Annotated in this window: 14 protein-coding genes and 1 tRNA gene; all 15 read right to left on the reverse strand. The window is 43.0% G+C overall.

Annotated features, from left to right (window positions below):
- Positions 1-3: 3 nt before the first annotated feature.
- The 15 genes from DU53_RS05030 to DU53_RS05110 all read right to left on the reverse strand — a co-directional run bounded on the left by DU53_RS05030 (position 4) and on the right by DU53_RS05110 (position 16371).
- Positions 4-879 carry a carbohydrate ABC transporter permease gene (locus DU53_RS05030; RefSeq protein WP_015868354.1) on the reverse strand — a complete coding sequence of 292 codons (876 nt, stop codon included), beginning with the start codon at positions 877-879 and terminating at the stop codon, positions 4-6.
- On the reverse strand, positions 876-1808 hold the full coding sequence (locus DU53_RS05035) for a carbohydrate ABC transporter permease (protein ID WP_235599714.1): 933 nt from the start codon (positions 1806-1808) through the stop codon (positions 876-878). Before DU53_RS05035 ends, DU53_RS05030 begins: the two co-directional genes overlap by 4 nt.
- A gap of 109 nt (positions 1809-1917) precedes the next feature.
- Positions 1918-3270, reverse strand: a complete 1353-nt coding sequence (locus DU53_RS05040) for an ABC transporter substrate-binding protein (RefSeq protein ID WP_015868356.1) — start codon at positions 3268-3270, stop codon at positions 1918-1920.
- Between the two features lie 200 nt (positions 3271-3470).
- Positions 3471-4508 carry an inositol 2-dehydrogenase gene (gene iolG, locus DU53_RS05045; protein ID WP_015868357.1) on the reverse strand — a complete coding sequence of 346 codons (1038 nt, stop codon included), beginning with the start codon at positions 4506-4508 and terminating at the stop codon, positions 3471-3473.
- Positions 4509-4520: 12 nt separating this feature from the next.
- Positions 4521-5417 carry a myo-inosose-2 dehydratase gene (gene iolE, locus DU53_RS05050; RefSeq protein WP_015868358.1) on the reverse strand — a complete coding sequence of 299 codons (897 nt, stop codon included), beginning with the start codon at positions 5415-5417 and terminating at the stop codon, positions 4521-4523.
- 16 nt (positions 5418-5433) lie between these two features.
- Positions 5434-7305: a 3D-(3,5/4)-trihydroxycyclohexane-1,2-dione acylhydrolase (decyclizing) gene (iolD, locus tag DU53_RS05055; RefSeq protein ID WP_063727796.1), complete on the reverse strand. Its 1872-nt coding sequence runs from the start codon at positions 7303-7305 to the stop codon at positions 5434-5436.
- Positions 7306-7308: 3 nt separating this feature from the next.
- Positions 7309-8112, reverse strand: a complete 804-nt coding sequence (locus DU53_RS05060; RefSeq protein WP_235599715.1) for a 5-deoxy-glucuronate isomerase — start codon at positions 8110-8112, stop codon at positions 7309-7311.
- A 16-nt stretch (positions 8113-8128) separates the two neighbouring features.
- A complete protein-coding gene (locus DU53_RS05065) occupies positions 8129-9196 on the reverse strand; it encodes a tartrate dehydrogenase (RefSeq protein WP_063727798.1) in 1068 nt (355 codons plus the stop codon).
- Positions 9196-10173, reverse strand: a complete 978-nt coding sequence (locus DU53_RS05070) for a transketolase family protein (protein WP_063727800.1) — start codon at positions 10171-10173, stop codon at positions 9196-9198. Before DU53_RS05070 ends, DU53_RS05065 begins: the two co-directional genes overlap by 1 nt.
- A complete protein-coding gene (locus DU53_RS05075; protein ID WP_063727801.1) occupies positions 10170-11024 on the reverse strand; it encodes a transketolase in 855 nt (284 codons plus the stop codon). The genes DU53_RS05070 and DU53_RS05075 overlap by 4 nt, the downstream gene beginning before the upstream one ends.
- Positions 11025-11169: 145 nt before the next feature.
- Positions 11170-12294 carry a nickel-dependent lactate racemase gene (gene larA / locus DU53_RS05085; protein WP_063727805.1) on the reverse strand — a complete coding sequence of 375 codons (1125 nt, stop codon included), beginning with the start codon at positions 12292-12294 and terminating at the stop codon, positions 11170-11172.
- Positions 12291-13556, reverse strand: coding sequence for a phosphoglycerate kinase (gene pgk / locus DU53_RS05090; protein ID WP_063727807.1), 1266 nt, complete (start codon positions 13554-13556; stop codon positions 12291-12293). The genes larA and pgk overlap by 4 nt, the downstream gene beginning before the upstream one ends.
- Before the next feature lie 5 nt (positions 13557-13561).
- Positions 13562-14578, reverse strand: a complete 1017-nt coding sequence (locus DU53_RS05095) for a type II glyceraldehyde-3-phosphate dehydrogenase (protein WP_063727809.1) — start codon at positions 14576-14578, stop codon at positions 13562-13564.
- Positions 14579-14594: 16 nt separating this feature from the next.
- Positions 14595-15578: a LacI family DNA-binding transcriptional regulator gene (locus tag DU53_RS05100; protein WP_235599718.1), complete on the reverse strand. Its 984-nt coding sequence runs from the start codon at positions 15576-15578 to the stop codon at positions 14595-14597.
- 717 nt (positions 15579-16295) lie between these two features.
- Positions 16296-16371 (reverse strand) — tRNA-Pro (locus tag DU53_RS05110).
- Between the last annotated feature and the right edge of the window lie 114 nt (positions 16372-16485).

Raw genomic sequence — 16485 nt, forward strand, 5'->3', positions numbered from 1 at the left:
TCTTTATCCTTTCGTACCGGTTATATTGACTTCTAACAGGTATTTATTCGTAAAGAGGTAGAATACGAGTGTTGGGAGCATGTAAAACAAAGATACTGCTGTAAGAAGACCATAGTCGACAAACCTGAAGTCTCCGATTACACCTTTAATTAGCCTTGATAATGTCCAGGTTTGTTGGTCGAGAATGAAAGTGTTGATAAAGATGAATTCTCCCCAACCGGAGAGGAACCCAAAAATCGCGGTCACGGCAAGACCGGGTTTTACCAGAGGAAGAATGACTTTGAAGAAAACCTGGATTCGAGAATAACCGTCCACTACCCCAGCCCATTCAAGTTCCCAGGGCAGTTGATCGTAAAAGCCTTTCATGATCCAGGCCCCCCATGGGATTTCCAGTGCTGCCTTTAGTAATATTACTCCCCACAGGTTGTTAATGAGTCCTAAAACCTTAAGAACGTAGTAAATAGCTACCAGAAGTGACACGGATGGGAAAGAATGAAGAACCAGTATCCCCATCAGCATCGTTCGTCTACCTTTGAATTTGAAACGTGAAAGAGCATAACCAGCGAAGCTTGTGATGAATAATTCCAGGAACATGACCATTAAAGCTACGATAAGCGTGTTGAGTGTGATATGCCATATATTTGGATAGCCAGCGATTGACTCCCAGAGAAATCTCCAGTTGTGAAGGGTTAACTTTGTGGGAATGATTCCGTACTTCATATTTTCAGAAAAAGAACTCAAGAAAAGCCAAAGGTATCCGAGAACAATTGGGAGACTTACAACGATTAGAATGGTGTAGATTACCAGGCTTGCAATTTTCTCTTTCTTTCTTTGAAAAAAGGTGATTTTATATGTTCTTCCTGTCGTTTTTTCCATCATGCATCAACCTCTATCCGTGGTTCTTGAATCATTTCCTTGAATCTGAATATTTTCAAATACACCAGAGAAGCTACCAGACCAATTACTACCAGTACTAATGAAAGAGCTGCTCCGAAACCAAATCTAAAGTTTTCAAAAGCATTATGGTATGTGTAAAGTGCCCAGACTTCTGTTGAGAACACAGGGCCACCGTCGGTGATTATGAGAATGTATTCGAAGGATGTAAGAAGTGATAACGTTTGGTATGCCGTTGTAAAAAGGATCTGCCATTTTAGCAATGGGAGAATGACCTTTCTTAATCTGTAAAACCAGCTGGCTCCATCTACACTTGCTGCATATAAATAATCCTTTGGAATAGATTTAATCGCAGAGGTAAATAAGATCATTCCAAACGAAGCACCAACGAACCCGTTGGCGATGATGATAATGAGCATAGGATGTTGCCACAAGAAATCAATAGGTTCTACCCCGTTGAAAAGGGCTGAACGTATTCCATTTATCAAACCGTACTTTGTGGGATCGAAGATCCACAGCCAGAGCAATCCATAAACGACAGATGGAGTTAATCGGGGCATCATCCAGATGAGCCTGAAGATGGTGCCACCACGATCTCCTATACTTGTCGTTAAAATCGAAAGAACAAGAGACAAACCGACATTGAAAAATGCAAGAGTAAAAGCGACATATATGATCGTGTTCTTGATGACTCCCTTGATCATGAAATCTCTAAACATGTCTATGAAGTTCTGTATCCCCACGAAATCCCAGTTGAATCTATAATCCATCGAGGTTAAAGATAGAATAACCGTTAAAATAACCGGTATGAAAAAGAATACCACGGTAAGCAGTAATGCTGGCATAATAAAGGTTGCCAGTGTAAAACGGGTTTTTAATCTGGATCTTTTATAAACGACTGCTTTGCTTTTCATATGTTGACGTGCAACAAGAAGCACTTCCTCCCTTCAAAAAGAGTCCAAAAACAAGGGAAATAACCCCGCACACTCAAAACGAGTGTGCGAGGACGGGAAAGAACGGTGATTACTTAATTATTACTTCATCCTTTAGCTGGGCTCTCAAACGCTGAACTACCCATTCTACGGCAAATTTAGGAGTCATCTTTCCGGATTCAAGACCGGTCATAGCATCGAATATGATTTTGTTGTATTCATTGAATCTGTCGTTGTTAGGAGCGAATGTGGCGTAGGGCAGGAGTTTCTTTGCGGTGTCGGTTAAGAAATCATCTTCCGCGTACATTGGCAGTGAAAGTTCAGCATATCTGATTGCCAGGTGACCGCTGTTTACTGCGTGAATTGCGTTCAACCTTGCATCGGACGCGAGAAGAATAAGTAGTGTGGCAAGTTCTGGATATTTTGATTTTGATGTAACCATGTATGCAACCGGATGGGAAATGGTGTTACCGGGTTTCCCTTTTTCAGCGCTGGGTACGAGAGTGTAGGTAAACTTCGCTTTTATATCTTCTTTTGTGTAACCGAACATATTCATCCATTCGGCAACGTTCCAGGTTCCTCCGAGGTAGAAGAGTACGTCTCCTTCGGGACCAGCAAAGGATCTGTGTATTGTGTTCCATGGTGTACCGATGAGGTTCTTTGGAGTGACTTTGTAGGTATTGCAAATGTCATAGAAGAACTGGAATGCTTTCAAATAACCGGCCTTGTCGAATACCAATTTACCCTGATCGGGATCATAATACTGAACACCGAAGGAATTGAAGATCTGGAAGTAATCCACACCGGGTTTTGGTCTGTGCCAGATTCCCCACTTAACGACTCCTGCTTTGATTGCTTCCTGTGATATCTTCACGGCGTCGTAAAGTGTGTATTCACCAGTGGCAAATTTTTCCATCATGTCAGCTATTTCTTCTTCAGTGTAACCCATAGCCAGAAGTTTGTCTTTTCTTGCGTAGAAAGGTCTTGCTTCAGTGTCCTGTGGAACACCATAAATCTTTCCTTTGAATTTCATGGCTTCCCACAGTGACGGAATAATGTCGTAGAATCCAAGATTCCAGAACTTTTTGATGTATTCGTCAAGGGGTCTGACGTATCCGGCTTTTGCCCACATGCCGATATCGTCATGTCCACTTGTGATGATGTCCAATTGCTGATCCGGGGATTGGAAAGCGATTAACGCTCTCTGTTTGTAGGAAGACCAATCCGTCGAGTCAAAAGAAGATACGAGTTCGATTCTTATGTCCGAACCTGAAGCCTCCAGCATAGCATTGAGCATTTCGGCTGCTCTATCGAGGTTCAGCTTTCTGTTGATGGATGGATCATCTGGTCCAACAGTCCAGGCAACAAGTTTAATTGTTTGAACCGCAAGCAATGAAGTCCCCAGCATAAGCAACAGTACTAACAACCAAAAAGACCTTTTCATAAGTAATTCCCTCCTTCTTTCAATTTTGATAAACAATCCAAAATAAAAGCACCCTTTCTCCACGGAACCTATACATGGCTAACCCTTTTGATTTGAACCGCGTTCGGATCCCCCCAAGTATCACCTCCTTAAATTGGTGGTAATAGGAGTTGTAGTACAGCATCAACATTCACGAAGCTTATCTCGTCGTACCAAAGCACTTAACCCAGCGCAGTTTTTTCTATTTCCTCTATCCTGACAGGCCTTTTTTCTTTAGCGGATAATGTTGCTGCTTTGGCAATGATGATAGCTTTGAGTCCATCATTCCCGGTGACAGGCAATTCTTTGTTCTTTGTTAGAGCGTCAATAAAGTTCTTCATCTCTTCCTCGAAAGATTTCATGTATCTTTCGAGGAAGAAATATAGGGGCTTGTCACTTGAAACACCCTCTTCAGTACTAACTACAACGTTTGTCGGTCTGTCATTTAAAGCCATTGCGTTTCCTCTGGAACCGAAAACCTCAACTCTCTGGTCATAACCATAAACGGCTTTTCTACTGTTATCTATGAGACATGTGGCACCATTCTCAAATTTGAGGACTACAGCAGCTGTATCAAAGTCTCCAGCCTCTCCGATTCTCGGATCGACCATTACACCTCCAACAGCATAAACTTCGGTTACCTCACTACCTACAAGGTATCTGGCCATGTCGAAATCGTGGATAGTCATATCCATGAATATGCCGCCCGAGCTCTTTACATAGTCTATCGAGGGGGGATTGGGATCTCTGGATGTTATATTCACTATGTGAACGTTTCCCAGTTTTCCATCTTCGATGAGTTTCTTGATTTTCCTGAAATTATGGTCGAAGCGCCTGTTGAATCCTATTTGAAGTTTTACGCCGGTTTCCTCGACGACCCTCAAAGCTTCTATCGTCTTTTTAAGATCCAGATCAATTGGTTTTTCGCAGAAGATATCTTTTCCCGCTTTTGCTGTGGCAACAATCAAATCAGCGTGAGTGTTAGTTGGACTACAGACAACAACTGCATCAACTTCTGGATCCGCTATGACTTCGTAAGGATCGGATACCACTCTTTCTATACCAAACTCTTTCGCCCATTCTTTTGTTTCATTTACAAGGGGATCGGCAATGATAGTAACCTCGGCATCAGGAACATTTTTAACGAGGTTTTCGATATGTATCTTTCCGATTCTCCCGGCACCTATAACCCCTATCTTCACTTTGCTTTTCTTCGCCATATCTTTCTCCTCCTAAAATCCCAGTACACTGGATAGATAATTCCTGGCTTTTATTGCGTATTCAAGTGGTGGCGCAAGCTTCGGATCCTGTTCGGCTTCGACAATAATCCAGCCCTTGTAATCTATTTCATCCAGTGCTTTTACGATTGGAACAAAATCAATCGTTCCGTCGCCGGGGACAGTGAAAACCCCGAGTTTAACAGAATTTAGAAAACTAAGATCATCTTTGAAAGAGCGTTCCATTACGTCTTTTCGTAAATCTTTGAAATGAACGTGTTTAATTCTTGGGCCAAACTCTTTTATTAATTCAACAGGATCTCCACCAGCGAAGACCATGTGACCGGTATCTACAAGGAGGTAAACGAGTTCTGGATCAGTGAGTTCCATGAGTTTTCGGATTTCTTCGTAAGTCTGAACGCCTGTACCCATGTGATGGTGGAAAACAATTTTCATACCTTTTTCCGCAGCCAGTTTTCCCAATTCATGAAGTCCATCCACCAGTTTTTTCCAATCCATGTCACTGAAGATAGGTTTTGCGCTGTGCAGGGGGGTGTTTATCTCCCCCTGAATAGATTTTCCAGTCTCAGAAACGACAATAACTTTTGCGCCCATTGCATGGAGAAAGTCGCGGTGTTTCAGAAAGGCAGTATAGGTTTCTTCGGGATCTTTGGTGGTAAAGAAGGTGCTGAACCAGGCGCTGGCTACCTGAAGGCCTCTCGGTTCAAGAGCAGCTCTTAATACCTCAGGATCTCTTGGGAATTTGTTTCCAACCTCACACCCTTCAAATTTTGCTTCTGCCATTTCGTCGATGCATTGTTCAAAAGGAATATCTCCACCAAGTTCTGGCATGTCGTCGTTGGTCCATCCAATCGGAGCAATTCCTAACCCTATATCCTCTCTTACGACCACAAGAACTCCCCCTCGATTACCATTTTCTGGCTTTCTTCATGTATTTCTGGTTTTCTTCAAAGGCTTTCCTTACGGTATCACTTTCTGAAACCTCTGCAACGCCAACTCTCCACCAGGACTCATAACCTCCTGATTGCGTGCCGGGAAGTACCTTAACGTCTATAAGAACACTTATGTCTTCTTTTCTAGCTTTTTCGAGAGCGTCTTTCAGTTCTTCAATAGTTCTTGCCGTGTAGGCTTTTGTGCCAAGACTTTTTGCTATACCTGCGAAATCGATCTTCATATAGTCTCCATCAAGTTTTCCGGTGGTTTTAGAACGATAACGTAATTCGTTTCCAAAACCTGTTTTACTTCCATGTCCTTTTTGCAAGCTGTTTATACTCTGGAAGCCTCCGTTGTCGAGAATTATCACGTTTATCTTTTTGCCTTCTTGAAGACTGGTGATGAGTTCGGAATGGAGCATGAGGAAGCTTCCATCGCTCAGAAGTGCGAATGCCTCTTTTTCGGGTTCAGCCATCTTAACACCGAAGGTACCGGAAACCTCGTAACCCATACATGAAAAACCGTATTCCATGTGATACGTCTTGATTCCCTTACATCTCCAGAGTCTGTGGAGATCTCCCGGTAGACTGCCAGCGGCAGCAACAAAGATGTCATTTTCTGTCGCGAACTCATTTATGACACCAAGTGCGGCTGTTTGAGGAATTCCTTTATCAGATCTCAAAGAATAAAGTCTATCTACCTCACGATCCCACTGAGCTTTGAGTTCTTTCAGCCTTTCTTCGGAATGTCCGGAGCGATAGCTTTTCTCCTTAAGGATTCTTGTGAGTTCTTTAAGGGCAAGTTTTGCATCAGCATTCAAATACTCTGCATCCATTTTCAGACCATCGAATGGATTTACGTTTATGCTCAAAATTTTGACATCCGGATTCTGGAAAGCTGTTTTGGAAGCAGTTGGGAAATCCATGAGGCGCGTACCGATAGCTATAATCAGGTCTGCTTCTTTTGCAAGAATATTTGCAGCCAGGGTACCGGTAGTTCCGACGCCTCCCATATTTAAAGGATGATCCCACAACATAACGCTCTTACCGGCCTGCGTTACGCTCACCGGAATGTTGAAGGCTTCCGCAAATTCTCGAAGCTCTTCTACTGCTAGTGAATAATGCACACCTCCACCGGCTATGATCAAAGGTTTCTTCTTTTGAAGGATCAAATCGACAGCTCTCTCAAGAGCGGGTAGAGAAGGTGGACGGCGGTCTATATGATGAACCCTCTTTTCGAAAAATTCGACCGGGTAATCATAAGCTTCTCCCTGAACGTCCTGTGGAAGACAGAGGGTAACCGCTCCTGTTTCGGCTGGATCTGTAAGAACCCTCATTGCATTCAGAGCAGCGGACATAAGCTGCTCAGGCCTTTCTATCCTGTCCCAGTATTTGCTTACAGCCTTAAAAGCATCATTAGACGTTATTGTTGGATTGTAAGGCATTTCAATTTGTTGAAGAACGGGATCGGGTTGTCTGTCAGCGAAAGTATCTCCCGGTAACAACAAAACAGGAATCCTATTTACGGTGGCCGTTGCAGCTCCGACAACCATATTAAGTGCTCCAGGACCAATGGAGCTGGTACAGGCGAATATTTCGAGGCGGTTTTTTTGTTTTGCATAGGCGGTAGCGGCATGAACAATGCCCTGTTCGTTGTGTCCCTGGTAGAACGTTAAAGAAAGATCCTTCATATTTTCCAGAGCTTCACCGATACCAAGAAGGTTACCGTGGCCAAATATACCGTAGACCCCTTTGACAAATTTGTGTTCTTCCCCGTCCAATTCAACATACTGAGCATCAAGAAATTTCAGTAAGGCTTGAGCCGTAGTCAACCGAATTGTTTTCAAGGATCATTCACCTCTCTTTGTCCATATGGGCGCATTCTTGTTCATGACCCATGTATGTTCTGGTTCGAAAACCGGTGTTATGTAAGGATTATCATCAAGATGGCGAATTGCCCATATGTAATACATTGCATAACCAGGAGCACTTACCTGAGGGTGTGATAGATCGTTTAGTATTTTCACTGTGTAGCCATTTTTGACTTTAAAAACTTCATCTCCAAGCATCGCGAAACCAAAACCCTGTTCGGGTAAGAAACGGTAGTGATAGATTTCTGGTTGAGGATGGTGATGTGGCGGGTAACTCGACCATTTACCCGGAAAATTCACAACCTCGCCAAGAACCAGTTTCGCGTCTGGTGCGTTGTTTATGTCGAATATAGTTCTGACTATACGGGTTGAGGTTTCCTGCATGGTACCCTGCCCGCGGTATTCGTCTTCTACATCGTATGGGGTGTACAAACGCGATGGAAAAGTTTTATCGTTAGTCGTGCGAACGATCGCGATCTCCGAATCACTCACAGCCTCGATCTTCACGGGAGTCTTTTGTGGGACGTGCAAACACGTTGGGCCTTCATCAAAAAGGGAATTTCTTTTTGCTTCTCGTTTCTCTTCATTGAAAAAGAAAATAACATTTCCACTTAGCAAGAGAAATGCACGTTCTTTCGGAAGGGAACATTCATAGGTTTTACCAGCTTCGAGACGCAAGATGCCAAAATCCATCATGGTATTTCCAGATGCTTCTCCTTCCTCTGTAATTGACGTATATCCCCATTGAAAAATTCCATCTGGTTTGAGTAGAAACATCACCATCCGCCCCCTCTGAAATTCACACGAGTTCTCTCATTTTATTTCTTATGGCCTCTCCTACTTCCTGGGTAGTTGAATTTCCGCCCAGATCTACGGTCAGGTATTTTCCTTCCTCTGTAACTGCTTCCATAGCATCGAATATCAATTTGGCAGCTTCAGGTACTCCCAAAAAGTCAAGCATCATGGAAGCGGCCCATATGGCTCCGATAGGATTTGCTATTCCCTTGCCTGCAACATCTGGTGCGGAACCATGAACGGGCTCAAACATGGAAGGATACTTTCTTTCGGGATTGATGTTGGCACCGGGTGCTATACCGATGCTTCCCTGCATTGCGGATCCTAGATCCGTTAGAATATCCCCGAAAAGATTTGATGCAACGACCACATCTATCCTTTCAGGATGCAAAATGAAGTATCCAGACAAAGCATCAACATGCATAATCTGCGTTTGAACGTCTTGGTAATCTTTGGCAACTTCGTTGAAAACCCTGTCCCAGAAGACCATGCTGTAATTCAAAGCGTTAGATTTTGTGGCGGATATAAGTTTTTTCTTTCTCTTTCTTGCCAGTTCGAAGGCATATCTCATAACTCGTTCCGTTCCAAAACGCGTAAATACATTGGTTTGCAACGCGATTTCGGATGCAGTTCCCTGATACGCCAGACCTCCAACTCCGGAGTACTCCCCTTCAACGTTTTCCCTGACGACAACGAAATCTATATCCTCAGGGCCTTTTCTCAGGGGGCCCTGTACGCCCTTCAACAACTTTATCGGTCTCAGGTTTATGTATTCATCGAATTCCTTTCTTATAGGCAGAAGCAGTCCCCACAATGACACATGATCCGGTACACCTGGGAATCCGACAGCACCAAGGTATATAGCCTCGTGATCTTTCAAGATTTTTAGACCGTCTTCTGGCATCATTCTTCCGGTTTTTTTGTAATATTCACAGCCCCAGGGCAAATGAGTGTATTCAAAATCAAAGCCACCGTGGAGTTCTTTAGCTGTTTCAAGGATTTTTAGCCCTTCGTTAATAACATCTACGCCTATCCCGTCACCCGGTATTACCGCAATTTTGTACTTTCTCATTACATACACCTCTTCTTTCTGGAAAGAACTTTCTTTACGCTTTTAACTATATCGTTGGAAGTCAGCTGGAAGCGCTTCTTGAGATAATCAACACTACCGACTTCGCCGAAGAGATCTAGAACACCAACCCTTTCCATAGGAACAGGACAATTTTCTACAAGAACCTCAGCAACAGCGGAACCAAGACCGTTATGGATGTTGTGATTTTCTGCGGTGACGACGGCTCCTGTCTCCTCGGCACATAAAGTAATGAGTTCTCTGTCGATGGGCTTGATGGTGAATATGTTCACCACTCTGGCGTCAATACCTTCTTTCTCAAGGATGTCAGCAGCGTCGAGAGCTTCAGCTACCATAATGCCTGAGGCTATTATCGTTACGTCTTTTCCATTACGTAAGATGATGCCTTTGCCTATTTCAAAGGTTGAACCTTCTTCGTATATTTTCACCGGGAACTTTCTGGAGACCCTGACGTAGAAAGGTCCATACGTGTATGCGATATCTTTGAGAATGCCTTTCATCATGACGTTATCAACAGGTTCAACAATAGTCATGTTGGGGATTCCGCGCATTATTCCAACATCTTCTAAAGGCATATGAGTACCGCCATTGTATGAGGCGGTTATTCCTGGATCTGTTCCGATCAGTTTCGCATTCAATTGTGCATAAGCAATCGAAATGTAGATCTGATCCAGGGCTCTTCTGGTATTGAAACAGGCGAAAGTATGGGTGAAAGGAATCTTCCCGGTAGCGGAAAGCCCTCCGGCGATACCTATCATATTAGCTTCCTGAACACCTACGTTGATTGTTCTGTCTGGAAATTCTTTGAGAAATTTGTGGGTGGCATTCGAATGCATCAAATCGGCATCCAGAACGACGATATTTTTATCCTTTTTTGCCAGTTCTATGAGATTCTGGATGTAAACGTCCCTCATCATCTCAGTATCGGGGATTCTATTTTTAACAACTTTTACTGTCATGCGAGATCCCTTTCTTTCCTGCGGAGTTCTTCTTCAAGAGGCTTTATTGCTTGTTCTATTTGTTCTTCTGTGAATTTCATGTGATGGTTCAACTCAATACCTTCGGCGAAACTGCAGCCTTTTCCTTTTATCGTATGAAGGATAATTACAGAGCTTTTCCCTTTTGTTTTCTTGGCTTTCTGGATGGCATCATAAATCTCTGCAACGTTGTGGCCATCGACTTCCTGACTATGCCATCCGAATACTTCCCACTTCTCTCTAAGATCTCCCAATGGGTTGATATCGTCGATGTAGCCATCGAGCTGCTGCTTGTTGTAATCAACGAAAACTATAAGGTTATCAAGTTTGGCATTTCCACCGTAAAGCGCCGCTTCCCAAACCTGTCCTTCCTGGCATTCTCCATCTCCAAGGACGACATAAACGTAATTGCTTTTACCGTCCATCTTAAAACCCAGAGCAACACCGATTCCCATGGAGATTCCCTGACCTAGAGAGCCTGTGCTCATGTCTATACCGGGTGTTTTGTTTCTGTCACAGTGACTTGGAAGGCTCGTCCCGCCCTGATTCAGCGTTTTCAGTAGATCAATAGAAAAGAACCCTTTCAAAGCGAGCGTTGCGTAAAGTGCCGGCCCTGCATGTCCTTTAGAAAGAATGAACCAATCCCGACCGTCCCATTTTGGGTTCTTTGGGTCGTATCTCATTTCCTTCCCATAGAGAACAGCCAGAAGCTCAACGATTGACATAGCACCGCCAATATGCCCAAAACCGAGATATCCTAATTCTTTTAATGTTTGTATTCGAATTTCAAGAGCAAACTTCTCAAGTTCCCTGATTTCTTTTTCTGTCAACATTAGTCAGTTCTCACCTCTCTTAACTCTCGGTAAAGTTGAAGCCCCGAGCGGGAAGACGGCATACTCAGCCTTCTCACCTTTTATTTCAAAAGCTTTTGATACTGCCTTATCCACATCTGTAAAAATTTCAATTCCTGTAAGTTTTTCATTCGCTAACTTTTCGGAAGTTACCAGGAATATCCTGGATTTCATGGCAACTTTTGCTATTGCTGCCGCTTTGTGTCCCCCAAGAACGAATTTGTTTTTTATGTCCTGTATCAATTCTTCTTGGTTTTTTTCCTGAGGTTATCCACTGTCTGAAAGTTTCACTTCCATAACCTTCGGGGCATTCTGCCAGCAGGATCATTATTCCATCTTTCTTGAGAATTCCAGCGCAGTTATCGATTGCCTTTTGTGCCTGGTAAAGATTTATATCTTTGGGAAAACCACCAGCACTGACAACGGCAATATCCACCTTTTTGTCAATATAGATAGCCCCGGTTTCTTCAAGTCTTCTGGAAAGAAATCTGTGAGCTTGAATCCAGTCTCCCGATGCAGCAGCTACAATTTTGTGGTTTTCATCAACGATTACATTTAAGATGAAATCTATTCCGATGAATTTGACTCCTTCTTCAATATCTAACCTTACGGGATTGTTTTTTATATTGGCAGTAACCGCACCATCCTCGATCATGTGAGAATGGTTCTGGCGAATTGTCTTGGCAGAAGCAACACCAGGAATAATAGCTTTGGCACCACCAGAGAACCCAGCAAAATAATGGAATTCAACGTTTCCCAAGCAAATAAGAAAGTCTGCTTCAACAACGGGTCTAAAGATTTCAACAGGGGTACCTCTGCTGGTAACTCCTACTTGAACCACATCATCGGCATCATGGTTGATTACCTTGACTCGATTGAAAACACTTTCACCTACGATTCTTCTGAGCTCTTCATCAGTCATTTTTCTGTGCAGCCCCAGCGCTATAACGATAGTGATATGATCATCCGGAACACCAGCTTTATTCAATCGGGTTAAAAGCGGGGGTAACATTACATCGCTGGGGCAGGGACGCGTCATATCACTTGTTACTATCACAACCTTTTGGCCTGGTTTAACGAGTTCCTCCACCCTTTTAGAAGCAACAGGATTGTCCAGGGCATGTTCAATGATTTCTTCATCGGATTTTCCTGAAACGTGCCTTATTGGCAAAAACTCACCTGCAAACCCAGCAAGAGGCAATTTAACCGGTAATTGCCTCTTGCCATAAGGGAGGGAAAACTCACGTATCATTTTTCAACCTTCCTATAAGCTTTTTTCAAAGCTTTTATAAGAGGAAGTTCTTTTCCAGAAAGGAATCTAACCATTGCCCCGCCTGCCGTACAGATGTAGCCGAACTTCTTTTCGGCATTTTCTACAAGTTTTTGGGCGGCTGTAACGCTGTCGCCGCCTCCAACGACGCTGTAACCAGGAGCATCAGCTATTGCGTTCCAGATTTCCCGTGTTCCCTTTTCAAAGATTGGGTTTTCGTAGGCACCGGCTGGACCATTAACGAAGATAGTACCAGCTCTATTAATCTCCTTTTTATAAAGCTCTATCGTTTTGGTTCCAATATCCATGAAAAGCACATCATCTATTGGGAGATCATCGATCGAACATTCCACCCTTTTTCCATCTCTCTCGTAAGCGAAGTCCACCGGATTGAGAAATTTGTCTCCAAATTTTTCCATATACTCTTTAGCGGGTTTTATGAATACATCGAGTGACCGGTCATAGATGAATTTTTCCTGGGCCTTTCCAGGCTTTTTCCCCATCGCCATCTGCATAACGATACCGGTGACCCCACAAGTGAGGATTTTGTCTGCTGTACCGTTTTCGAGAACTTCCTTCATCATACCGAAAGCATCTGATATCTTCAGGCCCCCCAGAACGAACACCGCTGGTTTATCCGGATTTTCCCTGACTCTTGTTAGTGCGGATACTTCTTTGAAAAGCAGTTCTCCAGCAGCTGTTGGGAGAATCTCTTCAAAGGCAACCATAGAAGGAGAATTTCTGTGGGCAGCGGAAAAAGCATCGTTGACATAGTAATCAGCAAGCGGTGCGAGATTTCTTACTATGTAGGTATTCAACATTTCATGAGGTTCTAATTTCACGACGTTTTCAAAGGTAGAAACTTCTTCAGTAAGATAGCGAACATTACCGAGAAGAATCGCTTCTCCTGGCTTTAAGTTTTTAACAGCTTCCTGAGCGGCAGGTCCGGCAACATCATCGATGTACTTGACTTCCTTTCCAAGTTTTTCGGAAAGTTTCTCGGCATGTTCGTTCATTGGTATCAGGTTGTGATAATCGAGCGTATCACCCTGATGGGCAAGAATTGCAATTTTGGCGCCTTTCTCCATCAAAGTTTTTATGGTTGGAATGCTTTTATTTATCCTATTTTCGTTAACGATTTTCTTTGTTTTTGGGTCTATGGGAGAATTTATGTCTATCCTCAGTATCACGGTCTTGTTGTTAAAATCGAAATCATCGAGAGTATTGATAGGAAGCTCCCTCATGGAAACTATCCCCCTATCTTCAAGTATTTGTTTGTGAGCCCAACAGCCTCAAGTCTGTCTGTTTGCATTTCCATGGCCGCTCTGATACCATCTATCGTCTCAGGGATAACGACAGCTTCTTGAGGAATATTCAAGGCGTAGATAATGTGATCTTCAAAGATCGTTACCGTTTCTTCCCAGATCGCTATCTCGTACATATCTCCTCTGGGGTTTCCAAGATCTCTGGCGTATTTGAAGAGAGATGCGTTACCGAGGAATCCGTCCGCGATTCTCACTACTCTGATTCTTGGATGGGCTCTGAAACTTTCGAGGACTTCCTCTCTGGTTATCTTCTTTTTTGGTTTGGCAAATACGGTGATTATATGTCCGTGGGTGACTGGTGTGTGAACGAGAACACCCGTAGCTTTTACATGAGGCATTATCAGCATAAGGTCAACAGCCTGGTGATTGGGAACAGGATCGATTTTAAGGGCATTGGTAAGCCCCCTGTGATAATCACCTGGATCAGCTACACGTCTGACTATATGGATCATAACGCTATCTATTCCAACGACCCTGTCGAGACAATCAACAGAGCGAATGAGACCGGTTGTGTTACAGGATGTGAGTTTCAAAAACTGTTTACCGATTCCCTTTTCGTAATTGGCATATCCATGGAAGAAAACATCCGCTACACTTGTTTTTTCTCCTCCCTGGAAGATGGCTTTTTTCCCGTACTTTTCATAAAGAACCTTGTTTTTTGCGCCAACACCGGCATTTGTAGCATCAAGGATGATATCGACCTTTTGGATTAGTTCTTCCAGAGTCCCGGAAATTGGTATTCCGGCTTCTTCAAGTTTCTCCCTGTTTTCCGGTACAGCAAGATAAAAATCGTAGGGCATTCCTTTTTCCTTCAGTGCTCTAACGGGAAGAGTGGGTCCAATATCGGCGACCCCCACAAGCTCCATATCACCTTGAAGTGCTACTCCATCAGCAAGTCTCTGCCCTATGGTTCCATAACCTACTACACCGACCTTTACCATTTGAAATCCCTCCTGTTTAAAGTTTCACGCTGTCTCGAATAACAATGTTGGTAAACAACGATATCTGTGTAGGCCTTATGTCTTCGTTGTTCAACAGGTCAAAAAGCCTTTTGGCAGCAAGAGAACCCATTTCTTCTTTGAAGACATTGACCGTTGTCAAAGCAGGATTTGATGTTTCTGCGGATTCTATATCGTCAAAACCCATTACTCCCACATCATCTGGAACACGTTTTCCCAAAGCCTTCAAACATTCAATTACTTTAAGAGCAACCCTGTCTTCACAGGTAGCGATCGCTTCGACTTCAGGGTGTTCTTTAAGGATTCTCTTTGTGATTTCCAGCATGTTGCTTTTTACGTTGAATGGATAAACCAGAGGAGTGTAGCCTTTTTCATACATAGCTTTTTCGTAACCGAGCCTTCTTTGTTCATAGCTGAAGTGGGTGGCAGTATCGAATAGATAAGCTATTGAACGATAACCTTTATCCAGAAAGTACTTTATTAACTTGTACTCACCATAGAAACCATTGGAAACAACACAATCAATTTCATAACCATAAATATATTGGTCAACGAGAACGACGGGTTTTCCGATACTTTGAAAGAAATCAATAGTTTTTTTAGTAACGCCTCCACCGACCAGCAAAAACCCCTGTTTTCCTTTTATGTTTTCTTCGAGATTTTTAGAGTCAACGGAAAAAATGGTAAAGTTACATTTTTTCCTGGAAAAGTACTTTTGTATTCCCTCAATAACCTTGAGATAAAACTGATAATCTCTACTTTCAATTCCCCTAAAAACTTCATCAGTACAGCCTATTCCTATCTCCCAATAGCGTTTTTTGGCAAGGTTTTTTGCAAAAAGGTCAGGTGTGTAGTCAAGAGATTCTATTGCCATCAAAACTTTTTGTCGGGTTTTTTCAGAAACATTCGGACTTCCATTTAAAACGCGGGATACTGTTGCAGTTGATACATTCGCGATTCGTGCTATGTCTTTTGTTCTCACTTTCAAAAGCTTCATCCTCCTTTGGTAATTGTAAGCGATTACATTTATATGCCATATTATTTCACATCAAAGGTTATTAAAGCTAACCTGTTTTCTACTGAACATATACAGTCAGGACTAAATAATCCGGATTAGCGGTTTTTGACTGAAGTGATTATGTAATCGCTTACAATTGCATTGAAAAGATATAATATATGAATTTTTTCACAAAATACAACGGCATATGACCTTTTTAAGCGAAACACGAAATGATAAATGCGAAGTATTTCACAAGCAGATTGCTTATGTATGCGGATACATTTTTGGTGGTGAGCGCTGGTCTGCGTCCAGGAGGATTGGAATGGCTATGCCGTTGACGCTTGGAGCGACTACGTCGCTGACAAAAAAGGGCACAGCATCCTGTATAAAATCCGAGAGTCCGAGACCCGAGAATCCGAGAAATCAAGAACAGCGGATCTTGAATCATGTTCAGGATGACGGTTTTACCAAACGTCGCTTCATCAGTCGACAGCTTCCGCAAGCATCCTGTTTTTCTCAGACTCTCTTGTTTTTCCAATCTCCAGTTTCTAACATCCAATCTCGCTCTTGATCTCTAATCCCGGGTCTCGGGCTCTCGGTTCTCGGATTCTCGGTTATTTATCTGCACCCTAGACCCGGTTTTTATAGTCTCGGCTTTCTAAAAAAAAAGAAAACGGCGCTCTTTTCGAACGCCGTTCCTGGTCGGGGCGACTGGACTTGAACCAGCGACCTTCTGCGCCCCATGCAGACACGCTTCCATCTGCGCTACGCCCCGCTAAACTTCATTCTATCACAGAGAACAATCACTTTCAAGTATATTGTCTATGGCACTTTTTTGTTGTACATCCGGGAGGGTATATGGTTTCTTTATTCATGTTAAAATTCAATT

It is taken from the genome of Kosmotoga sp. DU53 (genome assembly GCF_001639905.1).
Lineage (GTDB): Bacteria > Thermotogota > Thermotogae > Petrotogales > Kosmotogaceae > Kosmotoga > Kosmotoga olearia.